Annotated in this window: 21 protein-coding genes and 3 pseudogenes; 12 read left to right on the forward strand and 12 right to left on the reverse strand. The window is 64.4% G+C overall.

The genetic code is table 11. The features are described 5' to 3' along the window. The 4 genes from QZ609_RS11445 to QZ609_RS11460 form a co-directional block, all read right to left on the reverse strand. Positions 1–316 (reverse strand): isocitrate/isopropylmalate family dehydrogenase (locus tag QZ609_RS11445; RefSeq protein WP_295494353.1); only part of this gene is annotated, 316 nt, incomplete at its 3' end. 13 nt (positions 317–329) lie between these two features. Further along, positions 330–1,157, reverse strand: coding sequence for a 4-hydroxy-2-oxoheptanedioate aldolase (gene hpaI / locus QZ609_RS11450; RefSeq protein ID WP_295494355.1), 828 nt, complete (start codon positions 1,155–1,157; stop codon positions 330–332). After that, positions 1,114–2,466, reverse strand: coding sequence for an MFS transporter (locus QZ609_RS11455; RefSeq protein WP_295494357.1), 1,353 nt, complete (start codon positions 2,464–2,466; stop codon positions 1,114–1,116). The genes hpaI and QZ609_RS11455 overlap by 44 nt, the downstream gene beginning before the upstream one ends. A 63-nt stretch (positions 2,467–2,529) precedes the next feature. Then, positions 2,530–4,077: a UxaA family hydrolase gene (locus tag QZ609_RS11460; RefSeq protein WP_295494359.1), complete on the reverse strand. Its 1,548-nt coding sequence runs from the start codon at positions 4,075–4,077 to the stop codon at positions 2,530–2,532. Between the two features lie 151 nt (positions 4,078–4,228). Here QZ609_RS11460 and QZ609_RS11465 point away from each other — a divergent pair, with 151 nt between their 5' ends. Further along, the gene (locus QZ609_RS11465) at positions 4,229–5,281 is read left to right on the forward strand and encodes a LacI family DNA-binding transcriptional regulator (RefSeq protein WP_295494360.1); all 1,053 of its coding nucleotides are present in this window, start codon (positions 4,229–4,231) and stop codon (positions 5,279–5,281) included. Positions 5,282–5,335: 54 nt separating this feature from the next. Here QZ609_RS11465 and cynS read toward each other — a convergent pair whose 3' ends face one another. After that, positions 5,336–5,779 carry a cyanase gene (gene cynS / locus QZ609_RS11470; protein ID WP_295494362.1) on the reverse strand — a complete coding sequence of 148 codons (444 nt, stop codon included), beginning with the start codon at positions 5,777–5,779 and terminating at the stop codon, positions 5,336–5,338. Between the two features lie 301 nt (positions 5,780–6,080). Here cynS and QZ609_RS11475 point away from each other — a divergent pair, with 301 nt between their 5' ends. From QZ609_RS11475 to QZ609_RS11505, 7 genes and pseudogenes are all read left to right on the forward strand, one after another. Continuing rightward, entirely contained in the window at positions 6,081–6,233 is a 153-nt protein-coding gene (locus tag QZ609_RS11475) for a hypothetical protein (RefSeq protein ID WP_295494397.1), read from the forward strand. After that, positions 6,223–6,366, forward strand: a pseudogene (locus QZ609_RS11480) (carbohydrate porin); the annotation flags it as partial. The gene QZ609_RS11475 and the pseudogene QZ609_RS11480, both read left to right, overlap by 11 nt. Before the next feature lie 27 nt (positions 6,367–6,393). Then, positions 6,394–7,401, forward strand: coding sequence for a D-xylose ABC transporter substrate-binding protein (xylF, locus tag QZ609_RS11485; RefSeq protein WP_295494364.1), 1,008 nt, complete (start codon positions 6,394–6,396; stop codon positions 7,399–7,401). A 93-nt stretch (positions 7,402–7,494) separates the two neighbouring features. After that, entirely contained in the window at positions 7,495–9,042 is a 1,548-nt protein-coding gene (locus tag QZ609_RS11490; protein ID WP_295494365.1) for a xylose ABC transporter ATP-binding protein, read from the forward strand. Positions 9,043–9,048: 6 nt separating this feature from the next. Beyond that, positions 9,049–10,245 carry a sugar ABC transporter permease gene (locus QZ609_RS11495; protein WP_295494367.1) on the forward strand — a complete coding sequence of 399 codons (1,197 nt, stop codon included), beginning with the start codon at positions 9,049–9,051 and terminating at the stop codon, positions 10,243–10,245. Positions 10,246–10,386: 141 nt separating this feature from the next. Continuing rightward, positions 10,387–11,328 (forward strand): NAD(P)-dependent oxidoreductase, encoded by a 942-nt coding sequence (locus tag QZ609_RS11500; RefSeq protein ID WP_295494369.1) that lies wholly within the window; start codon positions 10,387–10,389, stop codon positions 11,326–11,328. A 102-nt stretch (positions 11,329–11,430) separates the two neighbouring features. After that, positions 11,431–12,525, forward strand: a complete 1,095-nt coding sequence (locus QZ609_RS11505) for a porin (protein ID WP_295494370.1) — start codon at positions 11,431–11,433, stop codon at positions 12,523–12,525. 141 nt (positions 12,526–12,666) lie between these two features. Here the strand turns inward: QZ609_RS11505 and QZ609_RS11510 are convergent, their stop codons facing one another. Together QZ609_RS11510 and QZ609_RS11515 are read right to left on the reverse strand one after the other, a co-directional pair. Next, complete coding sequence (locus QZ609_RS11510; RefSeq protein WP_295494371.1) at positions 12,667–13,707, reverse strand: LacI family DNA-binding transcriptional regulator; 1,041 nt, start codon at positions 13,705–13,707, stop codon at positions 12,667–12,669. 109 nt (positions 13,708–13,816) lie between these two features. Continuing rightward, positions 13,817–14,710, reverse strand: a complete 894-nt coding sequence (locus QZ609_RS11515; protein ID WP_295494373.1) for a DMT family transporter — start codon at positions 14,708–14,710, stop codon at positions 13,817–13,819. Between the two features lie 97 nt (positions 14,711–14,807). Here QZ609_RS11515 and QZ609_RS11520 point away from each other — a divergent pair, with 97 nt between their 5' ends. Next, positions 14,808–15,584 (forward strand): helix-turn-helix transcriptional regulator, encoded by a 777-nt coding sequence (locus QZ609_RS11520; protein WP_295494377.1) that lies wholly within the window; start codon positions 14,808–14,810, stop codon positions 15,582–15,584. Positions 15,585–15,807: 223 nt separating this feature from the next. Here QZ609_RS11520 and QZ609_RS26755 read toward each other — a convergent pair whose 3' ends face one another. From QZ609_RS26755 to QZ609_RS11535, 4 genes are all read right to left on the reverse strand, one after another. Continuing rightward, a complete protein-coding gene (locus QZ609_RS26755; protein WP_365901412.1) occupies positions 15,808–16,080 on the reverse strand; it encodes a LysR family transcriptional regulator in 273 nt (90 codons plus the stop codon). Between the two features lie 40 nt (positions 16,081–16,120). Next, entirely contained in the window at positions 16,121–17,605 is a 1,485-nt protein-coding gene (locus QZ609_RS11525) for an amino acid racemase (protein WP_295494380.1), read from the reverse strand. 20 nt (positions 17,606–17,625) lie between these two features. After that, on the reverse strand, positions 17,626–18,903 hold the full coding sequence (locus tag QZ609_RS11530; protein ID WP_295494383.1) for a dicarboxylate/amino acid:cation symporter: 1,278 nt from the start codon (positions 18,901–18,903) through the stop codon (positions 17,626–17,628). Between the two features lie 63 nt (positions 18,904–18,966). Next, a complete protein-coding gene (locus tag QZ609_RS11535) occupies positions 18,967–20,409 on the reverse strand; it encodes an aspartate ammonia-lyase (protein ID WP_295494386.1) in 1,443 nt (480 codons plus the stop codon). Between the two features lie 195 nt (positions 20,410–20,604). Between QZ609_RS11535 and QZ609_RS11540 the strand changes: the two genes are divergently transcribed. Both QZ609_RS11540 and QZ609_RS11545 read left to right on the forward strand, forming a co-directional pair. Continuing rightward, a complete protein-coding gene (locus QZ609_RS11540; RefSeq protein WP_295494388.1) occupies positions 20,605–21,534 on the forward strand; it encodes a LysR family transcriptional regulator in 930 nt (309 codons plus the stop codon). A 143-nt stretch (positions 21,535–21,677) separates the two neighbouring features. Beyond that, a pseudogene (locus QZ609_RS11545) lies at positions 21,678–22,958 on the forward strand (cache domain-containing protein); the annotation flags it as partial. Between the two features lie 42 nt (positions 22,959–23,000). Here the strand turns inward: QZ609_RS11545 and QZ609_RS26760 are convergent. Continuing rightward, positions 23,001–23,723: pseudogene (locus QZ609_RS26760) on the reverse strand (GNAT family N-acetyltransferase); the annotation flags it as partial. A 179-nt stretch (positions 23,724–23,902) separates the two neighbouring features. Between QZ609_RS26760 and QZ609_RS11550 the strand changes: the two are divergent. Next, positions 23,903–26,023 carry a (Fe-S)-binding protein gene (locus QZ609_RS11550; RefSeq protein WP_295494394.1) on the forward strand — a complete coding sequence of 707 codons (2,121 nt, stop codon included), beginning with the start codon at positions 23,903–23,905 and terminating at the stop codon, positions 26,021–26,023. Positions 26,024–26,205: the final 182 nt, after the last annotated feature.

Consider the following 26,205-nt stretch of genomic DNA (forward strand, 5'->3'; position numbering starts at 1 on the left):
TGATGTACTGGTCGAACTCGCGGCGGAACTTGAGCAGCGAGCCCCACAGCGAGATGTGGTCGGGCACCGTGGCCGGCCAGCCGACGGCGCCGAACAGGATGGCGTCCGCGCCTTGCAGTTGCGCCTTCCAGTCGTCCGGCATCATCTTTCCGTGCTGGAGGTAGTAGTCGCAGCTCGCCCATTCGATGTGCTGGTAATGCAGATCGATGCCGAAGCGGCGCGCGGCGGCGTCCACCACGCGCAGGCCTTCGGGCATCACTTCACGGCCAATGCCATCGCCGGGGATCACGGCGATCCGGTAAGTCTTGCGGGTCATGTCAGGTTCAGGATCAGAGGAGAGAAGCGACGGCGCCTGCCGGTTGCGGCGCCAGGAATTCACGGGCGAGCTTGCGGGCGCCGTTGGCGAACATCAGGATGTCGACGCCGGTGGCGACAAAGGTGCAGCCGAGGTCGAGGTAATGGCGGGCGAGCGCCGGGTCGGAGGTGAGCGTGCCGGCGGCCTTGCCCGAGGCGATGATGGTGCGCATGGCATCGTCGATGGCGGCCTGCACGTCCGGGTGACTGGCGTTGCCGCGATGGCCCATGGATGCAGCCAAGTCCGCCGGGCCGATGAAGACCCCGTCCACGCCATCCACCGCGCAGATGGCTTCGAGATTCTCCAGCGCGGTCACGGTCTCGGCCTGCACCAGCAGGCACGCTTCGTCATCGGCGATCTGCAGGTAGTCGGTGCGCGCGCTCCAACGCGAGGCACGGCCCACCGCGCTGCCCACGCCACGGATGCCGTGCGGGGGATAGCGCACCGCGCGCACGAGTTCGCGTGCCTGCTCCGCCGTATCGACCATCGGCACCAACAGCGTGCGCGCGCCGATATCGAGCAGGCGCTTGATGAGCGACGGATCGCCGTTGTACGGGCGCACGATGGGCTCGGCGCGGTACGGCGCCACGGCCTGCAGTTGCGCGAGGATGGTGCGCACGTCGTTGGGCGCATGCTCGCTGTCGATCAGCAACCAGTCGAAGCCGGCAGTGGCGCTCACTTCGGCCAGGTAGGGGTCACTCATCGCCAGCCAGAAGCCGATCTGGCGTTGGCGGGCGGCCAGCGCGGCCTTGAAGCGGTTAGGCGCGGGCGTCTGCCCGACGTTGCTCGTTTGGTTGCTCATGCGAATTCACTTGTGCGGAAGTGGGCTCGAAGGTGATGGGTTCGACCTTGCCGAGCAGGAAGAGGTAATTGAGGATGGCCAGGCCGATCAGCGCGGCGGAGAAGACCAGCGCGGGAATGAACGAGCCCGTGGCGCCGACGATGGCACCGGTAACGATCGGCCCCACCACACCACCCATGTTGGACACGCTGTTCTGCAGGCCCGCCACCATCGATACGGTATTGCCCGGTGCCACATCCGCCGGCAGCGCCCACACCTGAGAAGCCGCCACCGTCATCCCCGATTTGGCGATGCACAGCAGAATGACCGCCACCACCGCCGACTGCGCGAACGCCGCCAAGCCAATGCTCGACGCCATCACCAGCCCGACGATCAGGAACAGCTTGCGCGTGGCCGTGAGCGACAGCTTGCCCGACGCATAGACACGGTCCGACGCCCAGCCCGCGAACACCTCCACGAACATCGACAGGAACAGCGGCAGCGAGGCCATGAAGCCCATCTCCATCAGGCCCATGCCGCGCTCCTTGACGAGGTAGGTCGGCAGCCACGTGATGAAGAAGTACGAGTTGTAGTTGATCATGAAGAAGCCGATGCACATCGCGCAGATATTCCGGTGCGTGAGCAGGCGGTACCACGGGATGGTCGGCTCGTCCTTGCCGCGCAGGGGCGGCAGACCGCGTTCGATGTGTGACAGCTCGGCCGCGTTCACGCCCGGGTGCTCGGCCGGCGAATCCCGGAACACGAACCACCACACCGCGCTCCACACGATGCCCAGCGTGCCGGCCACGGCAAAAGTGACCTTCCAGTCGAACACCACCAGCAGCCACGCGATGAGCGGCAGGGCGATCGCGCTGCCGAGTTTGGAGCCGCTATCGAAGATGGCCGCCACCGTGGCGCGCTCCTGCTTGGGGAACCAGCGCGACGTGATACCGGCGTTGCTCGGGTACGCGCCCGCCTCACCCACCCCCAGCGCCACACGCAGCATCACCAACGACTTGAAGCCATTGGCCAACCCCGTCACCGCCGTCGCCACGGACCACCACAGCACGGCAAACCCGAGCACCTTCTTCTGCCCGAAGCGGTCGGCCAGGATGCCGGCCGGCAATTGGAGCAGCGCATACGACCAGAAGAACGCCGACATGACGACGCCCATCTCCACCGCGCTCAAATGGAATTCCTTCTGGATATGCGGCGCGGCCGCCGACAGCACGGTGCGGTCGATGTAGTTGATGGCGATCGCCGCCCACATGAGGCCGGCGACGGCCCAGCGCACTTTCGAGCGTGGCGCGCGTGGTGGGGTGTCCTGCATGGTTGGTCTCCTGATGGATCTTGTATCTTGCGACGTTGTTGTGTCGTGCTGCGCTTCGAGGCGTCAGCTCACGATGCCCATGTGCCATGGGACAAATTCGTGGTCGCCCAGGCCGAGCAGTTCGCTCTTGGTGCGCTCGCCCGAGGCGGTACGCAGGATGTGCTCGAAGATGTCCTGGCCCATCTCTTCGACCGTGCGGTCGCCGTCGAGGATGCGGCCGCAGTTGATGTCCATGTCTTCTTCCAGCCGGCGGAACATGGGCGTGTTGCTGGCGAGCTTGACCGTCGGCGCCGGCTTGGAGCCGAACATCGAGCCGCGCCCGGTGGTGAAGCAGATCAGGTTGGCGCCGCTGGCGATCTGGCCCGTGACGGCGACCGGGTCGTAGCCCGGTGAATCCATGAAGACGAAGCCGGCGCGGTCAATCGGCTCGGCGTATTCGTACACGGCCTGCAGGGGCGTGGTGCCACCCTTCATGGCCGAGCCGAGCGACTTCTCGAAGATGTTGGCCAGCCCCCCCTGCTGGTTGCCGGGGCCGACCACACCGTTGAACTGGCCGTTGTGGCCACGCGTGTAGTGCTCCCACCAGGTCAGGCGGTCGAGCAGCTTCTGGCCCACTTCGGCCGACACCGCGCGGCGCGTGAGCATGTATTCGACGCCGTGGATCTCCGGCGTTTCCGACAGGATGGCCGTGCCGCCGTGGCGCACCAGCAGGTCCATCGCCGCGCCCAGCGCCGGGTTGGCGGTGATGCCCGAGAAACCGTCCGAGCCGCCGCACTCCAGGCCGATCTTCAGATGGCTGGCCGGCACCGGCCGGCGCACGATGTCGTTGGCCGCCGGCAGCATCTTCTGGATGGCGGTGATGCCCGCCTCGATGGTGGCGCGCGTGCCGCCGGTCTCCTGCATCACCAGCGTGTGCATCAGCTTGCCGGTCTCCAGCCCCTGCGAGGCCATCAGGTCTGCCACCTGGTTGCGCTCGCAGCCCAGGCCCACGACCAGCACACCGCCCAGGTTCGGGTGCCGCGCATAGCCGGCCAGCGTCCGGCGCAACACATCAAAGTGTTCGGACGGCGAGGACATGCCGCAGCCGCTGGTCTGCGCAAACGCGACCACGCCATCCACGTTCGGGAACGGCGCGAGGCGCTCCGGCGTGAACCACGCCGCAATGTTCTTGATGACGGAGGACGAGCAGTTGACCGAGGCCAGGATGCCGATGAAGTTGCGCGTGGCCACGCGCCCATCCGGGCGGACGATGCCGTCAAAGGTGGCGCGCTTGGCTTCGGGAATGTAGTCGACCGGGCGCACGTCCAGGCTGAAGCCCGGGTCGCGCTCGAAATCGATCAGCTCGATGTTGTGCGTGTGGACGTGCTCGCCCGCCTCGATGTCGCGCGCGGCGCGGCCGATGACGGTGTCGTACTTGCGGATGGCCTCGCCCTGGGCGATGCGCCGCGCGGCAATCTTGTGGCCAGCGGGCACTTGCGCGCGCAGGCGCACGGTCACCCCGCCCACGGACAGCGTCTGCCCGAGCGACAGCCCTTCGCGGGCGATCAGCACGTTGTCCGCGGCGTTCAGTTGGATCAACGGGCCAGCGTAGGCAGTGTTTGCCTGCAACATCCTTGCTCCTCCGGGCTGTCTTCAGTGCAGCCGTCCTTGAATGTGGGGTCTAGATGTTACCGGTTTATGTAACCGGTAACATTTGCGCAATCGTAGCGAGGTTTTGCGATAATTGCTAGCCCCTCTTTTTCCCTAGACCAAGAAGCCGCTCGTGACCAAGTCCTCCATCGTGTCTCTCGCAGAAACCGCGCCCGCCACTGCACGCCGTGCGCGCAAAAGCACTGGACGCGTCACCTTGAGCGATCTCGCCAAGCTGGTGGGCGTGACCAAGGTCACCGTGTCACGCGCGCTGAACACGCCGGAGCTGGTGTCCAGCGACACACTGGAGCGTGTGCGCGAGGCGGTGCGGCAAACCGGCTACACGCCGGACCTGGTGGCGGGCTCCTTGGCATCGAACCGCAGCCGGCTCATCGTTGCGCTCATCCCCACCATTGCGGGCAGCGTGTTCCAGGAGACGGTGGCCGCGCTCACCACCGAGCTGGCGGCGGCGGGCTATCAGTTGCTGATCGGCCAGAGCGGCTATGACGAATCGCGCGAGGATGCGCTGCTCGATGCCATCGTCGGGCGGCGCCCTGCGGGCATCGTGCTAACCGGCGTGGCGCACTCGGCCAGCGTGCGGCAGAAGCTGCAGGCGGCGGGCATTCCCGTGGTGGAGACGTGGGACATCACGCGCACGCCGCTGGACATGCTGGTCGGCTTCTCGCACCAGAAGGTCGGGCAGGCGGCGGCGCGTTACCTGAAGCAACGCGGTACGCTGCGCCCGGCGGTCATTACGCCGAGCGACCGCCGCGCACAGGCCCGCGCACAGGCCTTCATCAAGGCGTTTGGGGCCGGCGTGGAGATCCCCATCATCGCCGCCGAATCGCCCGCCAACCTCGGCGACGGCCGGCGCGCGCTGGGCGAACTGCTCGCGCAGCATCCGGACACCGACGCCATCTTCTGCGGCGCCGACATCCTCGCGCTCGGTGTGCTGATGGAAGCGGCGCATCGCGGCATCGCCGTGCCCGCGCAACTGCGCGTGGTCGGTTACGGCGACCAGGCCTTCGCGAAGGACACCACGCCCGCGCTCACCACCATCCGCATCGACGGCACGGGCATCGGCAAGCTGGCGGCATCGCTGCTGATCGACCGCATCGAGCACGGCGACGAGGAGCGTCGCACGGTCGATGTCGGCTTCACGCTGGTCGAGCGCGACAGCGCGTAACAACGCGGTGCGCGCGCACGATCGCGGGGCGCGCACGCACCATCCGGATCGCTCTCAGTAGGTCCTGTACGGCAGGAACTTGCCGCTCATCACGATGCGCACGCGATCGCCCTTTGGATCGGGCTCGCGCGTGAGATCCATGTTGAAGTCGATGGCGCTCATGATGCCGTCGCCGAACTCTTCGTGGATCAGCGCCTTGAACGTGGTGCCGTACACGTTGACGAGTTCATAGAAGCGGTAGATCAGCGGATCGGTCGGCACGGCGGTCGGCAGCGCGCCTTTGTACGGCGGTACTTGCAGCAGCGCGACAGCTTCCTCCGGCAACGCCAGCAGCGCACCCACGGCTGTCGCCTGCGCTTCGGTCAGCGTCATCTGGCCGAGCAACGCGGCGGTGCTCCATTCCTTGCTGTGGCCAATCACCTCGGCCAGTTGGGCCCAGGTGAGCTGCTTCTTGATCTTCTGCAGGACGATCAGGTCGGTCACGTCTTCACGTTGCATGGTCCGGCTCCTTGGATGGATTGAGAGAAGTGCGCGCAGCATGAGCAAGGGTGATGCCATGCAGCGAGCGCCGCGCCGGCCTTGCGAGTTTGCCCGGCGCCGCTCTTTTTCCGCATCGCACCATTCGTTTCCCTAGCCCTGGCACAGCGTGCGCCGAGTTCCAGACTAGGGCAAACCCCCAGATTGACAGCGCTGTCAATTGTGGCCATTCTTGCGTCCGTCGGCCCGCCAACCGGGGCAAAACAAAATGCCGACACCGCTGTCATCACGGGCAGCCGGGTCAAATATCAGGAGACAGTCTATGGAGCTCGAATCCCGCTTCGATGCCGTGTCGAAGCCCGCGTGCCAATCGGCCGCCAATCGACGACGACGTCAGCAACCCGGCAAGCCATTCGGTCGGCAATTTGGCGTGTTGGCCACCACCGCCATCACTGCCGCCGTACTGGCCGACTGAGCTGGACGACAGCTGGTCACCGGTGCCGTCTGTGTACTTCCGGCCTAATCTGCAATACAGCATGCATCCGGGCGGTACCTCGCAGAACAAGAACGCGTTCGTGGTCGGCCTGAAAACCGGCGTCACGCCCTAACCTTCCTACGCACTCCAGGAGACACTCATGATTTCCCGCGTACTGAACACCCTCGCCGCTGCCGCGGTCCTGACCTTCGCCGCCACCTCCGCGCACGCCAGCAAGGAAGCGCCCGTGATCGGCTTCTCGATCGACGACCTGCGCGTCGAGCGCTGGACGCACGACCGCGACTACTTCGTCGACGCCGCCAAGAAGCTCGGCGCCACCGTCAACGTGCAGTCGGCCAATGCCAACGAAGCCAAGCAGATCGCCCAGATCGAAAACCTGATCGCGCAGAACGTCGACGTGCTGGTGATCGTGCCGTTCAACTCCAAGGTGCTGGGCAACGCCATTGCCAGCGCCAAGAAGAAGGGCATCAAGGTGGTCTCGTACGACCGCCTGATCCTGAACGCCGACGTGGATGGCTACGTGACCTTCGACAACGTGAAGGTGGGTGAGATGCAGGCGCAGGGCGTGGTCAAGCTCGCGCCCAAGGGCAACTACTTCCTGCTCGGCGGCGCCGCCACCGACAACAACGCCCGCCTGCTGCGCGACGGCCAGATGAAGGTGCTCAAGCCGCTGGTCGACAAGGGCGACATCAAGATCGTCGGCCAGCAATGGACGCCGGAATGGGACCCCTCCAAGGCGCAGAGCATCGTTGAGAACGTACTGACGGCCAACAGCAACAACATCCAGGGCATCGTCGCCTCCAACGACGGCACGGCGGGCGGCGCGATCCAGGCGCTGGCCGGCCAGAAGCTGGCGGGCAAGGTGCCGGTGTCGGGCCAGGACGCTGACTTGGCCGGTGTGCGCCGCGTGGCGGAAGGCACGCAGGCCATGACGGTGTACAAGCCGATCAAGGTGATCGCCTCGACAGCCGCCGAGATGGCCGTCGACCTGGTCAAGGGCACCGCGCCCAAGTTCACGACCAAGCTCAACAACGGCAAGAAGGACGTCGACACCGTCCTGCTGACGCCGACCATGCTGACCAAGGACACGCTGGACGTCGTCATCAACGACGGCTTCTATACCAAGCAGCAGATCTTCGGTAAGTAAGTCACCGCCTGATGCGGTGGTCGCCCCCGCCGCCAAGTGCGTGGGGGCGACACGGAATTCAACTGGCTCAGCAGGTAGAAGTAGGAGGCAGCCATGAGCAGCAACGGCACCCTGTTCGAGATGCGCGACATCGTGAAGGCGTTCTCCGGTGTGCGCGCACTCGACGGCGTCAGCCTGGCGGTCAAGCCGGGCGAGTGCGTCGGTTTGTGCGGGGAGAACGGCGCCGGCAAGTCGACCCTGATGAAGGTGCTATCGGGGGTCTACCCCTACGGCACCTTCGAAGGCGAGATCGAGTGGGACGGCACCCCGCTGCGCGCGCATTCCGTGCGCGACAGCGAGCGCGCCGGCATCGTCATCATCCACCAGGAACTGATGCTGGTGCAGCAGCTCTCGGTGGCGGAGAACATCTTCCTCGGCAACGAGATCACCAAGCCGGGCGGCCGCATGGACTACGACGCCATGCACGCCAAGGCCGAAGCCCTGCTCGCCCGCCTGCGCCTGACCGACGTGAACGTGGCCGCGCCCGTGATGAACTACGGCAGCGGCCACCAGCAGCTGTTCGAGATCGCCAAGGCGCTGGCCAAGAACGCGCGCCTGCTGATCCTGGACGAACCGACCTCGTCGCTCAGTGCCAAGGAAATCGAGGTGCTGCTGTCCATCATTGAGGACTTGAAGCGCAGCGGCGTGGCCTGCGTCTACATCTCGCACAAGCTCGACGAGGTCAAGCGCGTGTGCGACACCATCACCGTCATCCGCGACGGCAAGCACATCGGCACGCGCCCCGCCGCCGACATGACCATCGACAACATCATCACGATGATGGTCGGCCGCGAGATGACCTCGCTGTTCCCCAAGGTCGAGCACACCGTGGGCGAGGTGGTGATGGAAGCGCGCAACATCACCTGCTGGGACGTCACCAACCCCAACCGCAAGCGTGCCGACAATGTGAGCTTTGCGGTGCGCCGCGGCGAGATCCTCGGCATTGCCGGCCTGGTGGGCGCGGGGCGCACGGAGATGGTGTCCGCGCTGTTCGGTGCCTACCCCGGCCGCTCTTCCGCCGAAGTCATCATGGAAGGCAAGCCGATCAAAGTGGGCTCGCCGGCCGACGCCATCGCCAACGGCATCTGCCTGGTGCCGGAAGACCGCAAGCGCCACGGCATCGTGCCGCTGATGGGCGTCGGCGAGAACATCACGCTCGCCACGCTGGCGCAATACGCGCGCGGCGTGCGCGTCGACAAGGGCGCCGAGTTGGCCACCGTGGATCGCGAGATCAAGCGCTTGCGCATCAAGACCGCCAGCCCGGCGCTGGCGATCGCCAGCCTCTCGGGCGGCAACCAGCAAAAGGCTGTCGTGACCAAGATGGTGCTGGCGGCGCCCAAGGTGCTGATCCTGGACGAGCCCACGCGCGGCGTGGACGTCGGCTCCAAGTACGACATCTACAAGATGATTGCCGACCTGGCCGCCAGCGGCGTAGCGATCATCATGGTCTCCTCCGAGATGCCGGAGATCCTGGGCATGAGCGATCGTGTCCTGGTCATGGGCGAAGGCCAGTTGCGCGGCGACTTTATCAACCTGGGCCTGACCCAGGAGCGCATCCTGGCCGCTGCCATCAATGCTGAACCGCAGCCCAAAGCTGCCTGAATTGCCATGTCGAACATCCTGCAATCCCAACTCGCCCGCCAGAACGGCGGCGGCCCGCGTCTCGACGGCCGCACCCTCCAGCAACTGTTCGTGCGCTACAAGGTGCTGGCCCTGCTGCTGGCGGTGGCGCTGATCTGGATCTTCTTCTACTTCCAGACCAACGGCACCTTCCTCAAGCCCAACAGCATCTCCAACCTGTTCCTGCAGATGTCGGTGACGGGCATGCTGGCCTGCGGCATGGTGTTCGTCATCATCGCCGGAGAGATCGATCTGTCGGTCGGCTCGCTGCTCGGCCTGCTGGGCGGGCTGGTCGCTATCCTGACCGTCAACCTCGGCTGGAACACCTGGCTGGCGGTGGGCACGGTGCTGGTGGCGGGTGCAGCCATCGGCGTGGTCAACGGCTTCATCACGACCAAGCTGCGCGTGCCTTCGTTCATCGTCGGCCTGGGCGGCATGCTGGCCTTCCGCGGCCTGCTGCAGTGGAGCACCGACAGCGTGACCATCGCCCCGGTGCCGGACGACCTCGTCAACATCGCGCAGAGCTTCGTGCCGGCGTGGCTGGCGTGGTCGCTGGCCGCGGGAATCGTGGCGATGTCCGTTGTGCTGACCGTGCGCCGCCGCAGCGAGCGCGCCCGCCTGCAACTGGCGCTCACGCCGGTGTGGGCGGATGGGATCAAGCTGCTGGCCATCGCGGCCGCGGCGTTCGGCTTTGTCGCCGTGCTCAACCAGGCCAATGGCGTACCGCTGCCGGTGCTGATCCTGCTGGTGCTGCTGGCGGTGTTCTCGTACGTGGCCACGCAAACCGTGTTCGGCCGCCACGTCTACGCGGTGGGCGGCAACATGGAAGCGACGCGCCTGTCCGGCGTGAACGTGGGCCGCGTCAAGCTGCTGGTGTTCGTGCTGATGGGCCTGATGTGCGCCTGTGCGGGCATCATCACCACGGCACGTTCGGCGGCGGGCTCGCCCTCGGCCGGCGTGGGCGGCGAGCTCGATGCCATCTCCGCCTGCTTCATCGGCGGCACCTCGATGCGCGGCGGCTCGGGCACGGTGTATGGGGCGCTGATCGGCGCGCTGGTCATGGCCAGCCTCGACAACGGCATGCAGCAGATGAACGTCGACGCCTCGTGGCAGATGATCGTCAAGGGCGTGGTGCTGGTGCTGGCGGTGTGGATCGACGTGCTGTCGGGCTCCAATCGTGGCTGACAGCGGCTAACGGCGGCTGACACCGCAACGCTTCCGGGCTCGGCCGAGCCCATTCCAATGACTTAAAAAGACACGGCGGCGCGCACCGCGCCAGCCGCCGGTCGCCCTGCACTTTCCTCATCCCGAACGGAATCCGACATCGTGGCTGAATACCAAACCCCTGCTCGCGTTCTTGTCACCGGCGTCGCCGGCAACCTGGGCCACAAGGTCGTCGAGGCGCTCGCTTCCACGGCGTGGTGCACGTCCATCATCGGCGTCGACTGGGTCGAACAGAACGTCGAGTTCTCGCCGCAAGCGGCCGAGCGTTTCCAGTGGGTCGTCGCTGACCTCACGCAGGCCGACGGCGCGTGGATCGAACTGTTGAACAACGTGGATGCCATCATCCACCTGGCCGCCATCCACTCCACGCCCGATGCGACGTGGGAGCAGGCGCTGGCCTCCTACGGCATGACGCTCAACGTATTGCAGGCCGCTGCCACGCGCGGCGTGCGCCGCTTCGTGTTCGCCTCGTCCAACCACGCCATGGGCGCGTACAAGGACCAGCCACTGGCCGGCACCATTGGCCCGGGCAAGCTGACGGCCGAACTGGACCCGGCCCCTGGCACGCGCTGGCATAACGGCATCGAAGAGGTCTATTCGCTGGCCTACGGCACCTCCAAGGCGATGGGCGAGCGGCTATGCAAGGCCGTTGCGGCGGTATCGGCAGCCTCGGGCGGCAAGCTCTCGATTGTGTCGCTGCGCATCGGCTGGGCCCTGCCCGATGAGAACGACCCGAACGACATCAACCACTCTGGTACCGCAGGCACGCCCGTGCCGAGTTCGGTGGCCGACGAAGCCAGCCGCATCGCGCTGCGCTGGTTCCGCAACATGTGGCTATCGAACGATGACCTGCGCAGGCTCTTCCTCGCCGCCATTACCGCCGATCCGGCGCAATGGCCGGCACCGGCCATCGTGGTCAACGGCGTGTCGAACAACCGTGACATGGACTGGGGCCTGGAAACCGGCCGCAGCCTGATCGGCTACGACCCGCAAGACGATCTGTACGCGCGCCTCACGCAGCCACTCACGCAGCCACTCATGTAGCCACTCATGTAGCCAATTACGCAGCCTGTCTGAGCACCTCTGCTCACGACATCACCACCAGAACGCAGGCCACTTACCTGCACAAATAAGGAGACTTCTGATATGGGGATCAAACAACACCGCTCGCTCCGTGCCATGGCAATGCCGGCCAGGATCGCCGCAGCCTCGGCGCTCACCCTCGCCTGCGGCCTGGCCAGTGCACAGAGCAGCGTGACGCTGTATGGACGCGTTGCCGGGGGCGTCGACTTCATGAACAAGATCGACACAGGCAACGGCCAATCTGCAAACCGCTTTCGGGCCGCCAACAACCAATGGGGTACCAGCATGTGGGGCCTCAAGGGCAGTGAGGACCTCGGCGGCGGCCTGAAAGCCGTCATGAACCTCGAAAACGGCTTCACTTCAAACGACGGCAAGAGCGACGCGCTCTTCAACCGCTGGGCGGTGGTGGGGCTGTCCAGCAACACGTATGGCACCCTGCTGCTTGGCCGTGCCATGGGCATTCCCGATAGCGAAGTCTGGAGTCTCGACCCGATGGGCTTCCAGTTCATGGGCGCCTCCACCCTCCAGGGTGACCGCACGTGGGGTTCGCGCCCGAACTCCATCACCTACAACTCGCCGGTCTGGGGCGGGTTCTCGTTCCGTGCGCAGACCGGTCTGAACGGCACGGCGGGTCACTTCAACAGTGGCCGCCAACTGGCTGGCGTCGTGGCTTACGAGAACGGCCCCCTGATGGTGAAGGCCCTCTATGAAGAGTTGCGTGACTCCAACGCGCAATTCTCCAACCTCTACTCGGCATCGCGTCTGTATACCGTGGGCGGCACCTACCAGGCCGGCGCCGCCAAGCTGTTCGGCGGATACAGCCTGATCCACACCGGCGGCGCCTTGGTGGCGGATACCGCGAACGGCGCAACGCGGCAGCAGACCTACTGGATCGGCACCAACTACCAGATCACGCCGGCCCTGACACTGGTGGGCGGCGCCTACCGGGCCACCCGGAACCACGGCGCCGGCAACGGCACGCTGCTGACGGTGGGCGCCAACTACGCGCTGTCCAAGCGCACGTTGGTGTACGGTACCATCGGCACCGTCCTGAACGGCAACAATGCGGCGTTCTCGGTTGAAGCCGGTAGCGGCAACAAGCCCCTGGCGGGCTCCAGCCAGCAAGGCGTCTACACGGGCATCGTGCACTGGTTCTAAGCCAACGCACGTCCTGCCCTGCTGTCGATGCAAAGCCGATGCACGGTCCCGCCGTCATCGGCTTTTTGCTTGATGGATCGCGCGGCGGCACCTCGATGCGCGGCGGCTCGGGGCTTGGTGTACGGCGCGCGGGTCCCGCCCTCACCCAGCGGGCGGGCAGGTCGACTCACGGATCACGAGCTCGTACTGCAGCGTCTCGTGCTCCGAATGCGGCTTCAGCCCGGGCAGGTGCGGGCGGTGGATGGCGACGAGCTGCTCCACCGCCGCGTAGGCCATGTCCTGGATCGGCTGGCGCACGGTGGTCAGGCGCGGCCACAGCTGGCGTGAGAGCGGCGTGTCGTCGTAGCCGCAGATGGAGAGATCTTCCGGCACCTTGATGCCGCGCGCCTGCGCCACGCGCAGCACGCCGGCGGCCATGTCGTCGTTGCCGGCAAAGATGGCCGTCGGGCGCGGGTCGCGCGAGAGCAGCCGCTCCGCGCACGCCACGCCGGACTCGAACGAGTGCTCGCCCTGCTCCACCAGCCGCTCGTCGACGGCGATGCCGGCCTGCGCCATTGCATCGCGGTAGCCGAACACGCGCTGGTACGCCGCGCCGTGGGCCGGGTCGCACACCACGAAGCCGATGCGCCGATGGCCCAGGCCAATCAAATGCAGCGTCATGTCGCGCGCGGCGGCGCGGTCTTCGGTGGCGACCGTCAACCCCTTGTGCTCACGATCGGCCGGCGCCAGACGCACGTAGTCGACGCCCGCCTCATCCAATGCACGGATCAGCGTCGGCACGTCCGACACCGGCGGCGTCAGGATCAGCCCGGCCAGCGCGCGCTGGCGCACGCTCTGCACGATCTGCTCGGGCAGATCCGCGTCGCGGTAGTGGCAGGGGCTCAGCAGCAGGCTGTAGTCGAGCGCCTGGCAGGCTTCGAGCGCGCCGTGCTGGATGTTGACGATGTAGTTGTCGCTGGGGTTGTCGTAGACCAACGCGATGATATCGGCGCGCTTGCTGGCCAGGCGCCGGGCGGCGGGGTTGGGACGGTAGTCCAGCGCCTGCATGGCCTCGACCACTTTGGCGCGCGTCTTCTCGCTGATGTTCGGTTCGTGATTCAGCACGCGCGAGACGGTCTTGATGGACACGCCCGCATGTGCGGCAACATCATCGACGGTTACGGCAGAGGCGCCCCGTTTCATGGTCTGGCGATTGAAGTTCTGGAACACGGAACGGGCGCGCAAAGGCGCCCATGAAGTGTCCGATTTTACCGCCATCCGCCGCCGTGCAATGCGGGGACACTCCCCTGCCCTACGCCGCAGGCAGGCGCTTGCGCCCGATCGGCAAGCGCACGATGCCCTGCACCAGGCTCACCCCCAGCAGCACCAGAGCGCCGCCGATCCAGTGGTAGCTGTGGATGGTCTCGCCCAGCAGTACGCTGGCCATCAGCGCGGTGAACACCGGCAGCAGGTTCATCAGCACCGCCGTGCGCTCGCTACCCAGGCGCGCCAGGCCCAGCATCCACCAGTACGTTGCGACGATCGACGAGGCAATGCCCGCAAACAACACCAGCCCCACGCCCTGGCGCGGGATCGCCAGGCTCTGCGCGGTGAGCGCGAGCGGCAGCAGCACCACCACCGCCACCAGCACCTGCAGGTACAGGTTGACCCACTGCCCGAACGGCGGCGCCCAGCGGCGGTAGAGGATGTTGTACAGCGCGTAGGAGGCGGCGCCCACCAGGATCAGCACATCGCCACGGTTGATGCCCGCGTCGAACAGGTTGGCCGGATGCCCGCGCCCGAGCAGGTACAGCACACCCACCAGCGACACCGCCACGCCCGCCACCGCCGGCGCACCCACCGGCTGGCGAAACACCACCGCGTTGAGGATGAGCCCCAGCATCGGGATCAGCGCGCAGATCACGCCCATGTTGGTGGCGCTGGTGCTGTGCGCTGCGTAGTACGCCAGGCACTGGTACATCACCATGCCCAGCAGCGCCAGCACCGCAAAGCGCGGCAGCCACGGCAGCACGGCCCGGCGCTGGCGCCACAGCGGCCGCGCCCAGAACGGCGTGAGCACGCACGCCGCGAGCAGCCAGCGGTAGAACGAGATCGCCGCCGGGTCGAACACACCGGCAGCGGCCTTGGAGACGATGGTGTTGGCGGCCCAGATCAGCACCGCCAGCAAGGGATACAGCACAGGCACGACGGCCTCCGTTTGCAATCGATGGCCGAAGTGTAGGCATGTCCGTTACGGAACATATAATGCAAAACAGACAACCCGAGCGATCGAAGCCGACAACGTGTACACCGCCTCCGCTTACCGCGAAGCCGACCTGCGTGTGCCCAAGGGCGCGCCGTTCTACTTCCGCTACGACCACTTTGCACCCGAGACCGGCATCGAGCTGCACAGCCACCCGTGGGGCCAGTTCAACCGCATCAGCCTGGGCCTGGTGGAAGTGGCGGTGGAAGCGCGCAAGCTGACCGCGCCGGCGGAGTACCTGATCTGGGTGCCGGCCAACGTGCCGCACTCGGCGTCGATCCGGCAGGCGACGGATTTCATGTCGGTCTACGTGACCGAGCCCTTCGCACGGCGGCTACCGCCGATGGCCTGCCTGATCCCGCAGACACCGCTGGTGCGCGCGCTGTTCGAAGACTTTGCCGAGCGCCGCATTGCGGTCATGACCGATGAATGGGACCTGCGCCAGTTCGAGCTGATGATCGAACTGCTTGCGCGCGCCGGCCACACCGACAGCTACCTGCCTGACAGCGACGACCGGCAGCTCGAACCCATCCTGCAGGCCATCCGCCTGGATCCGGCGGACGCCACCACGTTGCAGGAATGGGCCGAGCGCGTGCACAGCACCGAACGCACCCTCGCGCGCCGCTTCCAGAGCGCGCTTGGCATGACCTTCGTGCAGTGGCGCAACCGCGTGCGCCTGCTGCGCGCGCTGGTGTGGCTCAAGGAAGACCGCTCGATCCAGGACATCGCGCTGGCGCTGGGCTATGGCACGCCATCGGCCTTCATCGCGATGTTTCGCAAGCAGATCGGCTTCTCGCCCGAGCGCTACCGACGGTAGATGCGCAGCGAGGCAACGGAGCGCTGACCGGCCAGTCGACCTCATCGCGATGGTTCTGCGCGCTTGCCGGCGCATCGATCCAGGCGGGGCGTTCGACCTCCACGCGCGTCGCGCCGCACCGCCTGGGGTGGACGGTTAAACCCGCGCATGAACGCCTCGCGCATATGGCGGCGGTCACGAAAGCCGGTTTCCTTGGCGAAAGCAGCTCTCAATTCTATTTAATCTATATTTGAACTATTTTAGATTTGATATCACGCTGAGCCGCCGACAGCATAGTTAATATGCACTTCGCATGCACGCAAAGCTCTCGACCGGCAGCAGTCAATTGCACTGGCTGGACGTTGCGATCAACCAGTGAAACGTTCGCCCATTTCTCCAACGACTGGATCTGCCTAGACAAAGCGGGCTGCGAAAGGCAGCGCTTGCGTGCTGCTTGGGAAAAACTTCCTGTTCCCTCAAGCGCAATGAGTGCCTCTAGCCATTTCACTTGCATCATCGAAACAAACTACGCTAGTTGTGATCGGAGATATGGAACTTCAGACGGAAGCGCATTCCGAAGATGTCTCACCGGCAAGATGTGAATCTTGAGATTGGGCGAGGCCAACACAATGTCGCGCCAGTACAGCGGTTGGGTCCACTAGCACGACCGACTTGCCATTGGCCAACGCAAAGGCCTTCGTTTCTGCGTAGATGAGCGGCAGTTCGGTGCAGCCCAGGATGATCACCTTGGCACCGGACAGTGCCAGGTGCTCGATTGCCGCGCGCAGCGAATCACGGCAAGTCCCTTCGACATAGCCCGCTTTCACGCCATGCTCCCCGTAGATTGCGGACATGACATGTTCCTGAAATTCCTCCGTGGGCGTCATCAGTGCGATGCCCGCTGCCTGGGCTGCCTCGTGGTAGACGCGGCTTGCAATCGTGCCGGAGGTTGCGAGCAATCCCACGGGCCGGACGGTGCCATATTGCGCTCGGATGAACGCAATGGTCTCCGTCAGCATATTGACGATGGGAATCGCCAGGTAAGGCTGAATATCCTGAACGAACGCGTGCGCCGTATTGCATGGAATAGCGATCGCACTAGCGCCCTCCGATTCGAGCCGCTTGCACGTCGCATACAGACCTACCGTTGGGTCAGCCTCCTGATGCAGCAGGTGAGCCGTGCGGTCAGGAATCTGCGGGTTCTGCTCCACGACCATCTTGATGTGGTCTTGGTCTCGGCTCGCTGGCGTGTTGCGCACGACCTTGTCCATGAAATCGACCGTGGCCGCCGGGCCGACGCCACCGACGATGCCCAGCTTGAATACCCTGCGCTGCCGCCCTGCGGTGAATGACACCGCATGTTCGGCATAGATGGCGTTGCCGTCCAACACGGGATAGCCGCGGCGCTGTAGCGCCTGGCAAACCAGCGACAACTCGGTCGCCCCTGGAAGGATCAACTCCGCGCCGCGCTCCCGCAGGCCTTCGCATGCATGCACCAAATGTTCGACGGCGTGGCCTTCCAGCTTGCCCGCCTTGATGCCGTCGTTGCCGTAGATTGCGCTCATCACAAAGGCCTGGTCGAGCCCGCCCGGATAGACGATATCGTAGCGATCTGCAAAGTACCTCTCGAACAGGCCGGATTGCCTCACGAAATCCGACGCGACCACGCCCAGCGTGGCCCCCTTGGTGGCGATGCCATCCACGTGTCGCCGCAACGCCGCCATCATGTCAACAATGGGGATGGTCAGCTCGTTCTGCAGTTCTTCGCGGAAAGTGTGGCTGGCAAAGCATGGCAGCAAGATCGAGCCCACACGTCGTTGCACAAGCGACTGGCAAACCTGGAACACATACAACTTCCGCGCGGTCATGCTGCAGGTTGCATTGAGCGGTGCACGTACGTCCCTGAAAGGATGCTGCTCGAACAGGAAGTGGAAGGCATCCTGCTCGGCCAGCACAGGCTCGCTGCGTACCAGCTTGAAGAACAGATCGGCTCCGGCCAGCGAACCCAGTCCGCCAATCACGCCGAACGTGTGCTGTTTCATGGTCTTCCTCCCCTACTCTGTCAGGCTGAAGGATTGGTCGAGGCTGCCGGGTTGGCGGGCAGTGCGTTCGGCGCGTGCTCTTCTTCATATTTCGCCACGACAGCCGTCGCGATGCTGTTGCCAATCACGTTGGTGGCCGTACGGCCCATGTCAAAGAACTGATCGATACCGATGATCAGCAGCAGACCGGCTTCCGGCAGGTGGAACATCGGCAGCGTGGCCGCCACCACCACCAGCGAGGCGCGCGCCACACCGGCCATGCCCTTGCTCGTGAGCATCAGCACCAGCAGCAGCGTCAGTTGCTGCGTGAAACCCATCTCGATGTTGTACGCCTGCGCGATGAACAGCACCGCAAACGCCTGGTACATCATCGACCCATCGAGGTTGAATGAATAGCCTAGCGGCAGCACGAAGCTCGAAATGCGCTTGGGCACACCAAAGCGATCCAGTGCTTCTATGGTCTTCGGGTAGGCCGACTCGCTGCTTGCCGTAGCAAAGGCCAACATGATCGGCTCGCGGATCAGCCCCGCCAAACGCCCGATAGAGCGGCCGAGCAACCCATAGCCGACGAAGAACAGGATCGTCCACAGCAGCACCAAGCCCAAATAGAACTCGCCAATCAGCTTGCCGTACGTCCATAGCACGCCCACGCCTTCCACCGTGATGGCGGCGGCCATGGCGGCGAATACGCCCAGCGGCGCGAAACGCATCACGTAGTCGGTGATGCGGAACATCAGCTTGGTCAGCTCTTCCAGGCCGCGGCCGATCACGCTCTCCATCGGGTTCTTCACGGTCGACAGCGCGGCGCCGAAGAACAGCGAGAACACCAGGATCTGCAAGATCTCGTTGGTGGCCATGGCCTCCACGATGCTGCGCGGGAAGACGTGGGTGATGAAGGCCTTGAGCGTGAAATCACCGGTCTTCAGGGCTGCCGTGGCAGTGGCTTCCGGCAGCGGCAAGTTCAAGTGCATGCCTGGCTGGAAGAAGTTGACCAGCAGCATGCCCAACGCCAGCGAAGTGGCCGACGCGCTCACAAACCACACCATCGCCCGCAGGCCCACGCGCCCGACCGAGCGCCCGCCGCTCATGCTCGCCAGCCCCGTCACCAGGGTCGAGAACACCAGCGGCGCGATGATCATCTTGATCATCCGCAGGAAGATGTCCGTGATGATGCTGAAGTACGACGCGAGCTCCTTGGCCGCCGCAGCCTCCTTGGCGTATTCGTGGCAGCCCCAGCCGACGGCGATGCCCAGCAGCATCGCCACGCCGATCTGGGAGGTCAGGCGTTTGGTGTTCATGTTTCCTCCTTTGGGTGCGCGGCCGGTCGTTCCGGCTCAATGCGCTGTCTCTATAACTTTCTTCTAGTGGGCCGCCACCAGCTCAACTTGCGCGCGCGGCGTAGTCAGCGTCTCGACGTTCAAGATGGAGTCCAGTTGCGCAGGGGTCAGCAATCCTTGCTCCGTCACGATCTGGCGGACCGCACGACCACTAGCGAGCGCCTCCTTCGCGACTTGCGTGGCGTTCTCGTACCCGATGTAGGGATTCAGCGCCGTCACCAGCACAATGGAATGGTCCAGTTGTTCACGCAGGCGTTCCGGGTTCGCGGTGATTCCGCGCACACACTTCTCATCCAACACACGGCACGCCTGTGTCAGGTGCGAGAGACTCCGGAACATCGCGTAGGCAATCATCGGCTCGAAGGCATTGAGCTGAAGTTGGCCCGCCTCGGCGGCGCAGGCAATGGTCATGTCGTTGCCCATCACCTCGAAGGCCACCTGGTTGACCACTTCCGGAATCACCGGGTTCACCTTGCCGGGCATGATGCTGGACCCGGCCTGCATAGCAGGCAGGTTGATCTCGCCGAAGCCGGCGCGCGGGCCGCTGGAGAGCAGGCGTAGGTCGTTGCAGATCTTGGACAGCTTGACGGCGATCCGCTTGAGCACGCCCGAGACGTGCACGAACACGCCGCAGTCTTGTGTGGCTTCCACCAGGTCGGGCGCAGTTATCAGGGGCAACCCGGTGATACGGCAAAGGAAATCTCGCGCCAGCCCGGCGTACTGCGGGTGAGTGTTGATGCCGGTGCCGATGGCGGTCGCGCCCAGGTTGATCTCGCACAGCAGATTGAGTGCTTCGCCCAAACGCTGCTGGTCTTCGCGCAGCATGATGGCGTAGGTGCCGAACTCTTGCCCGAGCGTCATTGGCACCGCGTCCTGTAGTTGTGTGCGCCCGACCTTGAGCAGGCCCCTGAACTCGGCAGCTTTGATGCGAAAACTGTCTTCCAGCGCTTTCAGTTGCACCGCCAACTGCTGACCGGCGCGATACGTCGCCAGCTTCAACGCGGTTGGGTAGACATCGTTAGTTGATTGACTGAGGTTGACGTGCTCGTTCGGGTGCAGGGTGTCATAGTCGCCCAATGGTCGGCCCATCAGCTCCAGTGCAATGTTGCAGATGACCTCGTTGGCGTTCATGTTGGTAGACGTGCCCGCCCCACCCTGCACCACATCGATCGGAAACTGGTCGTGCAAGCGCCCTTCGCGCAGCAGTTCGCACGCTTTGCCGATCGCCTCAGCACGGGGGCGATCCAACAGCCCCAGCTGCTGGTTGGCCAAGGCTGTGGCCTGCTTGATATCCGCCAGTGCGCAGATCAGCTCTGGATACTGAGACAGCGCCTCGCCCGTAATCGGAAAGTTCTCCACTGCCCGCTGTGTGTGAATGCCGTAGTACGCGTCCGCCGGCAAAGTCCGCTCACCCAGCAAGTCGTGCTCAAACCGGACTGCTGGTTGTTTGGTGGTGGTTTCGCCCATCGTCTTCCCCGTTGTTGTGTTCGATGCTGCCGATGTTAGGCAAAGGGGGCGGATTCGTTATGAGGAAGCGGACTGGATGGATGCATATTTGGAATACTTTTCGCACCCGACGCGGTTCATCATTTAGGGCATGTTGGAACAGATGTTGGATAGTTGCCCAGCCAGCTACGGCTCCTGACGATCGAGGCCAGAAAAATGCAATTGAAATGGATCGAAGACTTGTTGGTGCTTGCCGAGACAAAGAATTTCTCCCGTGCCGCTGAATTGCGCTGCATCACACAATCGGCGCTGTCGCGACGCGTTCGGTCGCTTGAAGAATGGGTAGGAGTTGAACTCGTGGACCGTGGCACCTATCCGGTCGAGTTGACACTAGCCGGGCTGACCTTCTGCGATCAAGCGAGAGAAGCGGTTGATATCCTGAATGAACAACGAGCGGTCTTGCGTGCCGGTAGGCGCATGCCGGGCCGGTCAATCCAGCTAGTCGCTGGACATACCCTGTCGACGTCGTTTCTGCCTCGGTGGCTCAAACAATTCCAGCAGCGTCACGAGTACCTGAGCCCATTCAATGCACGGGTTGTTGCCGCCAATATCCACGAGGCAGTCATCTCGTTGGCTGAAGGACAGTGTGACTTGATGGTGTGCTACGAGCATGCAAGCGCACCGATCCTGCTCGACAAGGGAAAGTTCATCAGCCTTTCACTGGGAAGTGAGCGTTTCTTGCCCGTCTCGGGGCCTACCTCGCTCGGCAAACCGGAATTCGCTTTGCCCGGCAATCCAGCCAACCCCATTCCCTACATTGCCTATGCCGCAGGGACATTCTTGGGCAAGGTCTCCGACGCCGTACTCAAACAAGCGGCCGCTCCGTGTCACCTAGCTCGTTGCTATGAAGCAGATATGGCGCTATTGCTGGCGCAGATGGTCAAGCAAGGCTACGGCGCCGCATGGCTGCCCGAAAGCTCCGTCGCAGAGGACTTGGCGAGCGGCAAGTTGGTCCAAGCAGCGGACGACACGTGGACCACAACCCTGGAGATACGGGCATTCCGCGCGGTGGGCAATACCAACGAAACGCTTCAGGAAATGTGGATCTCTCTCGAGCGGGATAGAAAGCAAACGACATCCGCTTAAGGACGTTTCGAGCGCAATCACCTCTATCGCCTCAATGCATTCTTTGCATAAAGCTAAAGATGGGGTGCCCTTGGATCGATTAGCGTGTAGCTAGCCGGGCCTCTTCCCCTGCGGCACCTCACCGACACTCCAAGAGGCTGTTCATGTTTGCTTCCATTCGCATCAAGATTCAGGTGACGTGTGTGACCATCGTGGTCTGCGCCCTGGTCCTGGCTGGCTGCCTCAACTATTTGGTCACGCACTCTCATAACGAGAAGGCAATCCAAAAAAATCTGCAAGCTGTCGCAAATGGACATGCAACGGGTATCGACGACTGGATTGCGAGCAAATTGCAATTGATTCTGGCGCTTCAGGATGTTGCGCTGTCAGACGATTCGGTTCCGGTGTTCCAGGCCGTAGCCAAAGCAGGCGGCCTCATCAAGGTCTATGCTGGCTACCCCGACAAGTCGTACAAGTTCTCGAACCCCGAAGGCATTCCGCCCACCTACGACCCGACCGCGCGCCCCTGGTACAAGCAGGCCGTGGACGCTGGCAAGCCGGTGGTGACACCGCCGTACGTGAGCGCGAGCACCGGTCAACTGGTGGTCACCTTCGCCGTGCCCATCCTGCGCGATGGCGGCCTCAAGGGCGTGATCGGCGGCGACGTGGCGATGGACAGCGTGATCGCCAACGTCAAGGCCATCCACCCGACGCCGGCCAGCTTCGGCTTCGTCGTCAATGCGGCCGGCAAGATTGTTGCGCATCCGGATGACAAGCTCACGCTCAAGCCTGTGACCGACCTGTCGGCAGGCTTGAATGAGGCCACGCTGGCGGCGCTGGCGCAGGCTGACAAGCCGGTGGAAGTGGACGTGAACGGCGCCGCAAAACTGCTCTACCGCCAAGGCGTAAAGGGCACCGACTGGGGCTTGGTGGTGGCGCTCGATAAGTCCGATGCCACGGCCGGCATGCGCTCGCTGGTGCTGACCTCGGCCGGCGCGCTGGTGGCGGTGGCCTTCGTGGCGGCGCTCATCGTCGGCGCCATGACCTCGCGCGCGTTCCGCCGTCTGTCGATGATCCGCGATGCGATGGACGACATCGGCTCGGGCAGCGGCGACCTCACCAAGCGCCTGCCGTCGGACGGCGAAGACGAAGTCGCGCAGATCGCCCGCTCGTTCAACACCTTTGCCGACAAGCTGACGGCGGTGATGCAGCAGATCCGCCTGGGCAGCGACTCGGTGCGCTCGGCCGCGCAGGAGATCGCCGCCGGCAATGCCGACCTGTCGCAACGCACGGAAGAACAGGCCAGCGCGCTGCAGCAGACTGCGGCGTCGATGGACGAGCTGGGGGCGACGGTGCGCAACAACGTCGACAACGCCATGCAGGCCAATCAATTGGCGCAGAACGCATCGAACGTGGCTGTGGAGGGCGGCCAGGTCGTGCGCCAGGAGATAGCGGAGGAGGCCGGAGTAGGCGTTGGAATCCAACGCGATCAGCTCCTCCACGTAGATCTGGTCGATGGACGGAGCGTCTGGAGGCTGCTCGCTGGCGCTGTGGTAAACGATATAGCCGCTGGGCTGGCCTTGGCCGTTCGCCCAGACGGCCACGTCGTTCAACTGCCGCTTTTCATCGTAGAGGCGGCGGAACAGCGCCTCCTTCCACCAGCGTTCGTCGCGGTCCAAGTAGCCGTTGCGGGGCTCGGCGAACCGTCTGTACAGATCGTCGAGGGTCGGCCACTGCTCCTCTGTGATGCGATAGGCGTGGCCTTTGGGCCGGGCGGCGCTCAGCAGGGCGATCTCCTTCGGCCTGAACCGGTGGATGGTGGCGCTGGAGGCGGTCATCCAGCCGTAGCGGCGGTAGAGGCCCGGGTGCGGCGTGTAGAGCGACGATAGCGGCTGGCCCTCCTCTCGCATGACGGCGAGGGCGTGGCGCAGGAGCCGGCCGACGTAGCCCTTGCGGCGGTGCTCCGGCAAGCAGGCCACGCCGGAAATGCCACCCAGGGGTATGGAGGCGCCGTGGATGAACGTCTGCAGGGGGAATATCCGGAGGCAAGCCGCCATCTGGCCGTCGTCGTACAGAGCCAGGGCAGTCCCCATCGACTCCACATGCTTTATCCGCCCCCGTTCGGAACGGTCGCTGGTGAAAGAGTAGGCGAGCAAGAAGTGGGCGGCTTCGAGGTCGTCTTCACTGATGGGGCGGATCTCGGTGGTCATAGCGGGGTCGATTATAGCCCGATGCGGAGGCAGGGTCACGGGCGGCCGGCTCCGGCTGGGCTTTCACGTGGTGTGAGATTCCTCCCGCTACGTCGCCCTTTCGTTTGACCGTCAATAGACCCGTGGCTATCATAAGGTGCGGGTTTAGGAAGCGGAACCTATCTAAATCGAGAGGGCATATGGCGCCATCCACGGAGTTCCCCGGAAACGTCTTCTACGCGATCATCTTCTTCGGCTTCCTGACCTTCTTCGTTTATTCAGCGGGTATACGCTACCGCTGGTTTCTGCGCGGCCAATGGGTCAACCGCTTCGGCGATCCGCTCCGCCGCGCGATAGGCCTCATCCCCTCGGTGCTGGGCAACTCCAGGGTGGCGCGGCCCAAGTACTGGTACTCGGGCGTGCTGCACAGCCTCATCTGGTGGGGGTTCCTCGTCCTCCAGGTGCGGACGCTGAACTTCCTGCTCAACGGCATCCATGAGGACGCCAGCCTGGAGAGCCTGCTGGGGGATGTGTACACGCTGGGCTTGCGGCCCGTCATGGACGTCTTCAACATCCTCGTGATCGTGGGTGTTCTGATGGCGGCCTGGCAGCGGTTCTTCTGGCGACCCCAGCGAATGACGTTGAACATCGACGGCTGGATCATCCTGGGGCTGATCGGCTGGCTGATGGTGACGGACGTGTTCACCAACAGCGCCGAGATCGCGCTCGACCGCCCCAACCACGAGTGGGCGTCGTTCCTGGCGTTCGGCTTAGCGGAGCTGTGGGACGTGATCGGCTTCAGCGGACAAGCCCTGGAGTTGTTCCACGTCGCCTGGTGGTACTCGCACCTGTTGGACTTCCTCGTGTTCCTGGTCTACCTGCCGTACTCCAAGCACTCTCACGTCCTCACCATCGTGCCCAACGTGTTTTTCCGCTCCCTGCAGCCCACCGGCGTCCTCCAGCCGATCAAGGACTTCGAGACGGCGGAGAGCTTCGGGGTGGGGAAGGTGGAGCAGTTCAGCTGGAAGCAGATGCTGGACTCCTACACCTGCACGGAGTGCGGCCGCTGCACCGACGCCTGCCCGGCCAACCTCACCGGTAAGGCGCTATCCCCCAAGCAGATCATCGTTGACATCCGCCACCTGATGGAGGAGCAGGTCCCTGCCCTCTCGCCTACCACTCACCGGCCGGAGCAGCCGACGCCCCTCATCGAGGAGGTGGGCTTCGATCCGATCTGGGACTGTGTGACCTGCGGCGCCTGCGTGGAGGAGTGCCCGGTGTTCATCGAGCATGTGCCAACGATCATGGACATGCGCCGCTACCTGGTGATGGAGGAGTCGAAGATGCCGGAGACGGCGCAGGCCGTCCTGACGCAGCTGGAGCAGCGGGGCCACCCCTGGCGGGGGACGCAGCTAACCCGCACGAGCTGGATCGAGGAGATGGCGGCGGATGGGGTGGAGATCCCGATGTTCGATGGCAGTCAGGAGTACCTGTTCTGGGTAGGCTGCTCCGGTGCTCTCCAGGAGCGCAACGTGAAGGTGACCAAGGCCACGGCGCGTCTGCTTTTGGAGGCAGGCGTGAGCTTTGGGGTGCTGGGCAACGAGGAGGGGTGCTCAGGTGACCCGGCCCGTCGCCTGGGCAACGAGTACCTGTACCAGATACAGGCCCAGGGCAACATCGACGTGTTCAAGGCGAAGGGCGTGCAGAAGGTCCTCACGATGTGCCCCCACTGCTTCAACACGATGCAGCACGAGTACCCCCAACTGGACGGGCGCTTCGAGGTGCTCCACCACTCCGTGTTCCTGGAGCAGCTCATCGCCGAGGGGAAGCTGCCCCGACAGGTCGGGGCGAACGGCCTGTCGGAGAAGAGCGTGACGTATCATGACCCCTGCTACATCGCCCGCCACAACGATATCATAGACGAGCCGCGTAAGGTCCTCGCTTCCACGGGAGCAAAGTCGGTTGAGATGCGGCGCTGCAAGAAGGGGACGTTCTGCTGCGGCGCCGGCGGCTCCCACATGTGGGTGGAGGAGAGCGGCGGCCAGCGTATAAACCACGCGCGGACGGAGGAGGCGGCAGAGACAGGCGCGGACATCGTCGCCGTGGCCTGCCCCTTCTGCATGCAGATGTTCGAGGAGGGCGTTGGCTCCGTACCGCAGGCGGCGGAGAAGGGGATGCAGGTGTTTGACCTGGCGGAGCTGCTGGACATGTCCGTCGCCTACAGCAAGCCCGCAGCAGTGGCGCCTGCGCCTGCGGAAGAACCGCCGGCGGAGCAGCCGTCCGCCTCGGATGAAGGCTCGGGGGCTGAAGGCGGGGATTAGGACGGTCATCTCCGTGGGTGATAGAGTGCGCGGCCGCCGTCTGTGGTGACACGGGACATGAGAGCGGATTCCTCAACGTCGGGACGTATTCTTGCGGTCGTCACCGACCTCATGCTCGAGTCGCGGATCAGGCAAAAGGCGCGCGCCCTGGACTACGACGTCAGCGTGGCCGACACGGTACA

This window comes from uncultured Ralstonia sp. (assembly GCA_913056305.1).
Classification (GTDB): Bacteria; Pseudomonadota; Gammaproteobacteria; order Burkholderiales; family Burkholderiaceae; genus Ralstonia.

Excerpts from the sequence above, each read along its gene's own strand:
- QZ609_RS11530 (WP_295494383.1), bottom strand. The coding sequence starts at position 18,903 with ATGAACACCAAACGCCTGACCTCCCAGATCGGCGTGGCGATGCTGCTG.
- QZ609_RS11475 (WP_295494397.1), top strand. The coding sequence starts at position 6,081 with ATGGAGCTCGAATCCCGCTTCGATGCCGTGTCGAAGCCCGCGTGCCAA.
- cynS (WP_295494362.1), bottom strand. The coding sequence starts at position 5,779 with ATGCAACGTGAAGACGTGACCGACCTGATCGTCCTGCAGAAGATCAAG.
- QZ609_RS11550 (WP_295494394.1), top strand. The coding sequence starts at position 23,903 with ATGGCGCCATCCACGGAGTTCCCCGGAAACGTCTTCTACGCGATCATC.
- hpaI (WP_295494355.1), bottom strand. The coding sequence starts at position 1,157 with ATGAGCAACCAAACGAGCAACGTCGGGCAGACGCCCGCGCCTAACCGC.
- QZ609_RS11455 (WP_295494357.1), bottom strand. The coding sequence starts at position 2,466 with ATGCAGGACACCCCACCACGCGCGCCACGCTCGAAAGTGCGCTGGGCC.
- QZ609_RS11510 (WP_295494371.1), bottom strand. The coding sequence starts at position 13,707 with ATGAAACGGGGCGCCTCTGCCGTAACCGTCGATGATGTTGCCGCACAT.
- QZ609_RS11535 (WP_295494386.1), bottom strand. The coding sequence starts at position 20,409 with ATGGGCGAAACCACCACCAAACAACCAGCAGTCCGGTTTGAGCACGAC.
- QZ609_RS11490 (WP_295494365.1), top strand. The coding sequence starts at position 7,495 with ATGAGCAGCAACGGCACCCTGTTCGAGATGCGCGACATCGTGAAGGCG.
- xylF (WP_295494364.1), top strand. The coding sequence starts at position 6,394 with ATGATTTCCCGCGTACTGAACACCCTCGCCGCTGCCGCGGTCCTGACC.
- QZ609_RS11460 (WP_295494359.1), bottom strand. The coding sequence starts at position 4,077 with ATGTTGCAGGCAAACACTGCCTACGCTGGCCCGTTGATCCAACTGAAC.
- QZ609_RS11525 (WP_295494380.1), bottom strand. The coding sequence starts at position 17,605 with ATGAAACAGCACACGTTCGGCGTGATTGGCGGACTGGGTTCGCTGGCC.
- QZ609_RS11505 (WP_295494370.1), top strand. The coding sequence starts at position 11,431 with ATGGGGATCAAACAACACCGCTCGCTCCGTGCCATGGCAATGCCGGCC.
- QZ609_RS11495 (WP_295494367.1), top strand. The coding sequence starts at position 9,049 with ATGTCGAACATCCTGCAATCCCAACTCGCCCGCCAGAACGGCGGCGGC.
- QZ609_RS26755 (WP_365901412.1), bottom strand. The coding sequence starts at position 16,080 with ATGATGCAAGTGAAATGGCTAGAGGCACTCATTGCGCTTGAGGGAACA.
- QZ609_RS11540 (WP_295494388.1), top strand. The coding sequence starts at position 20,605 with ATGCAATTGAAATGGATCGAAGACTTGTTGGTGCTTGCCGAGACAAAG.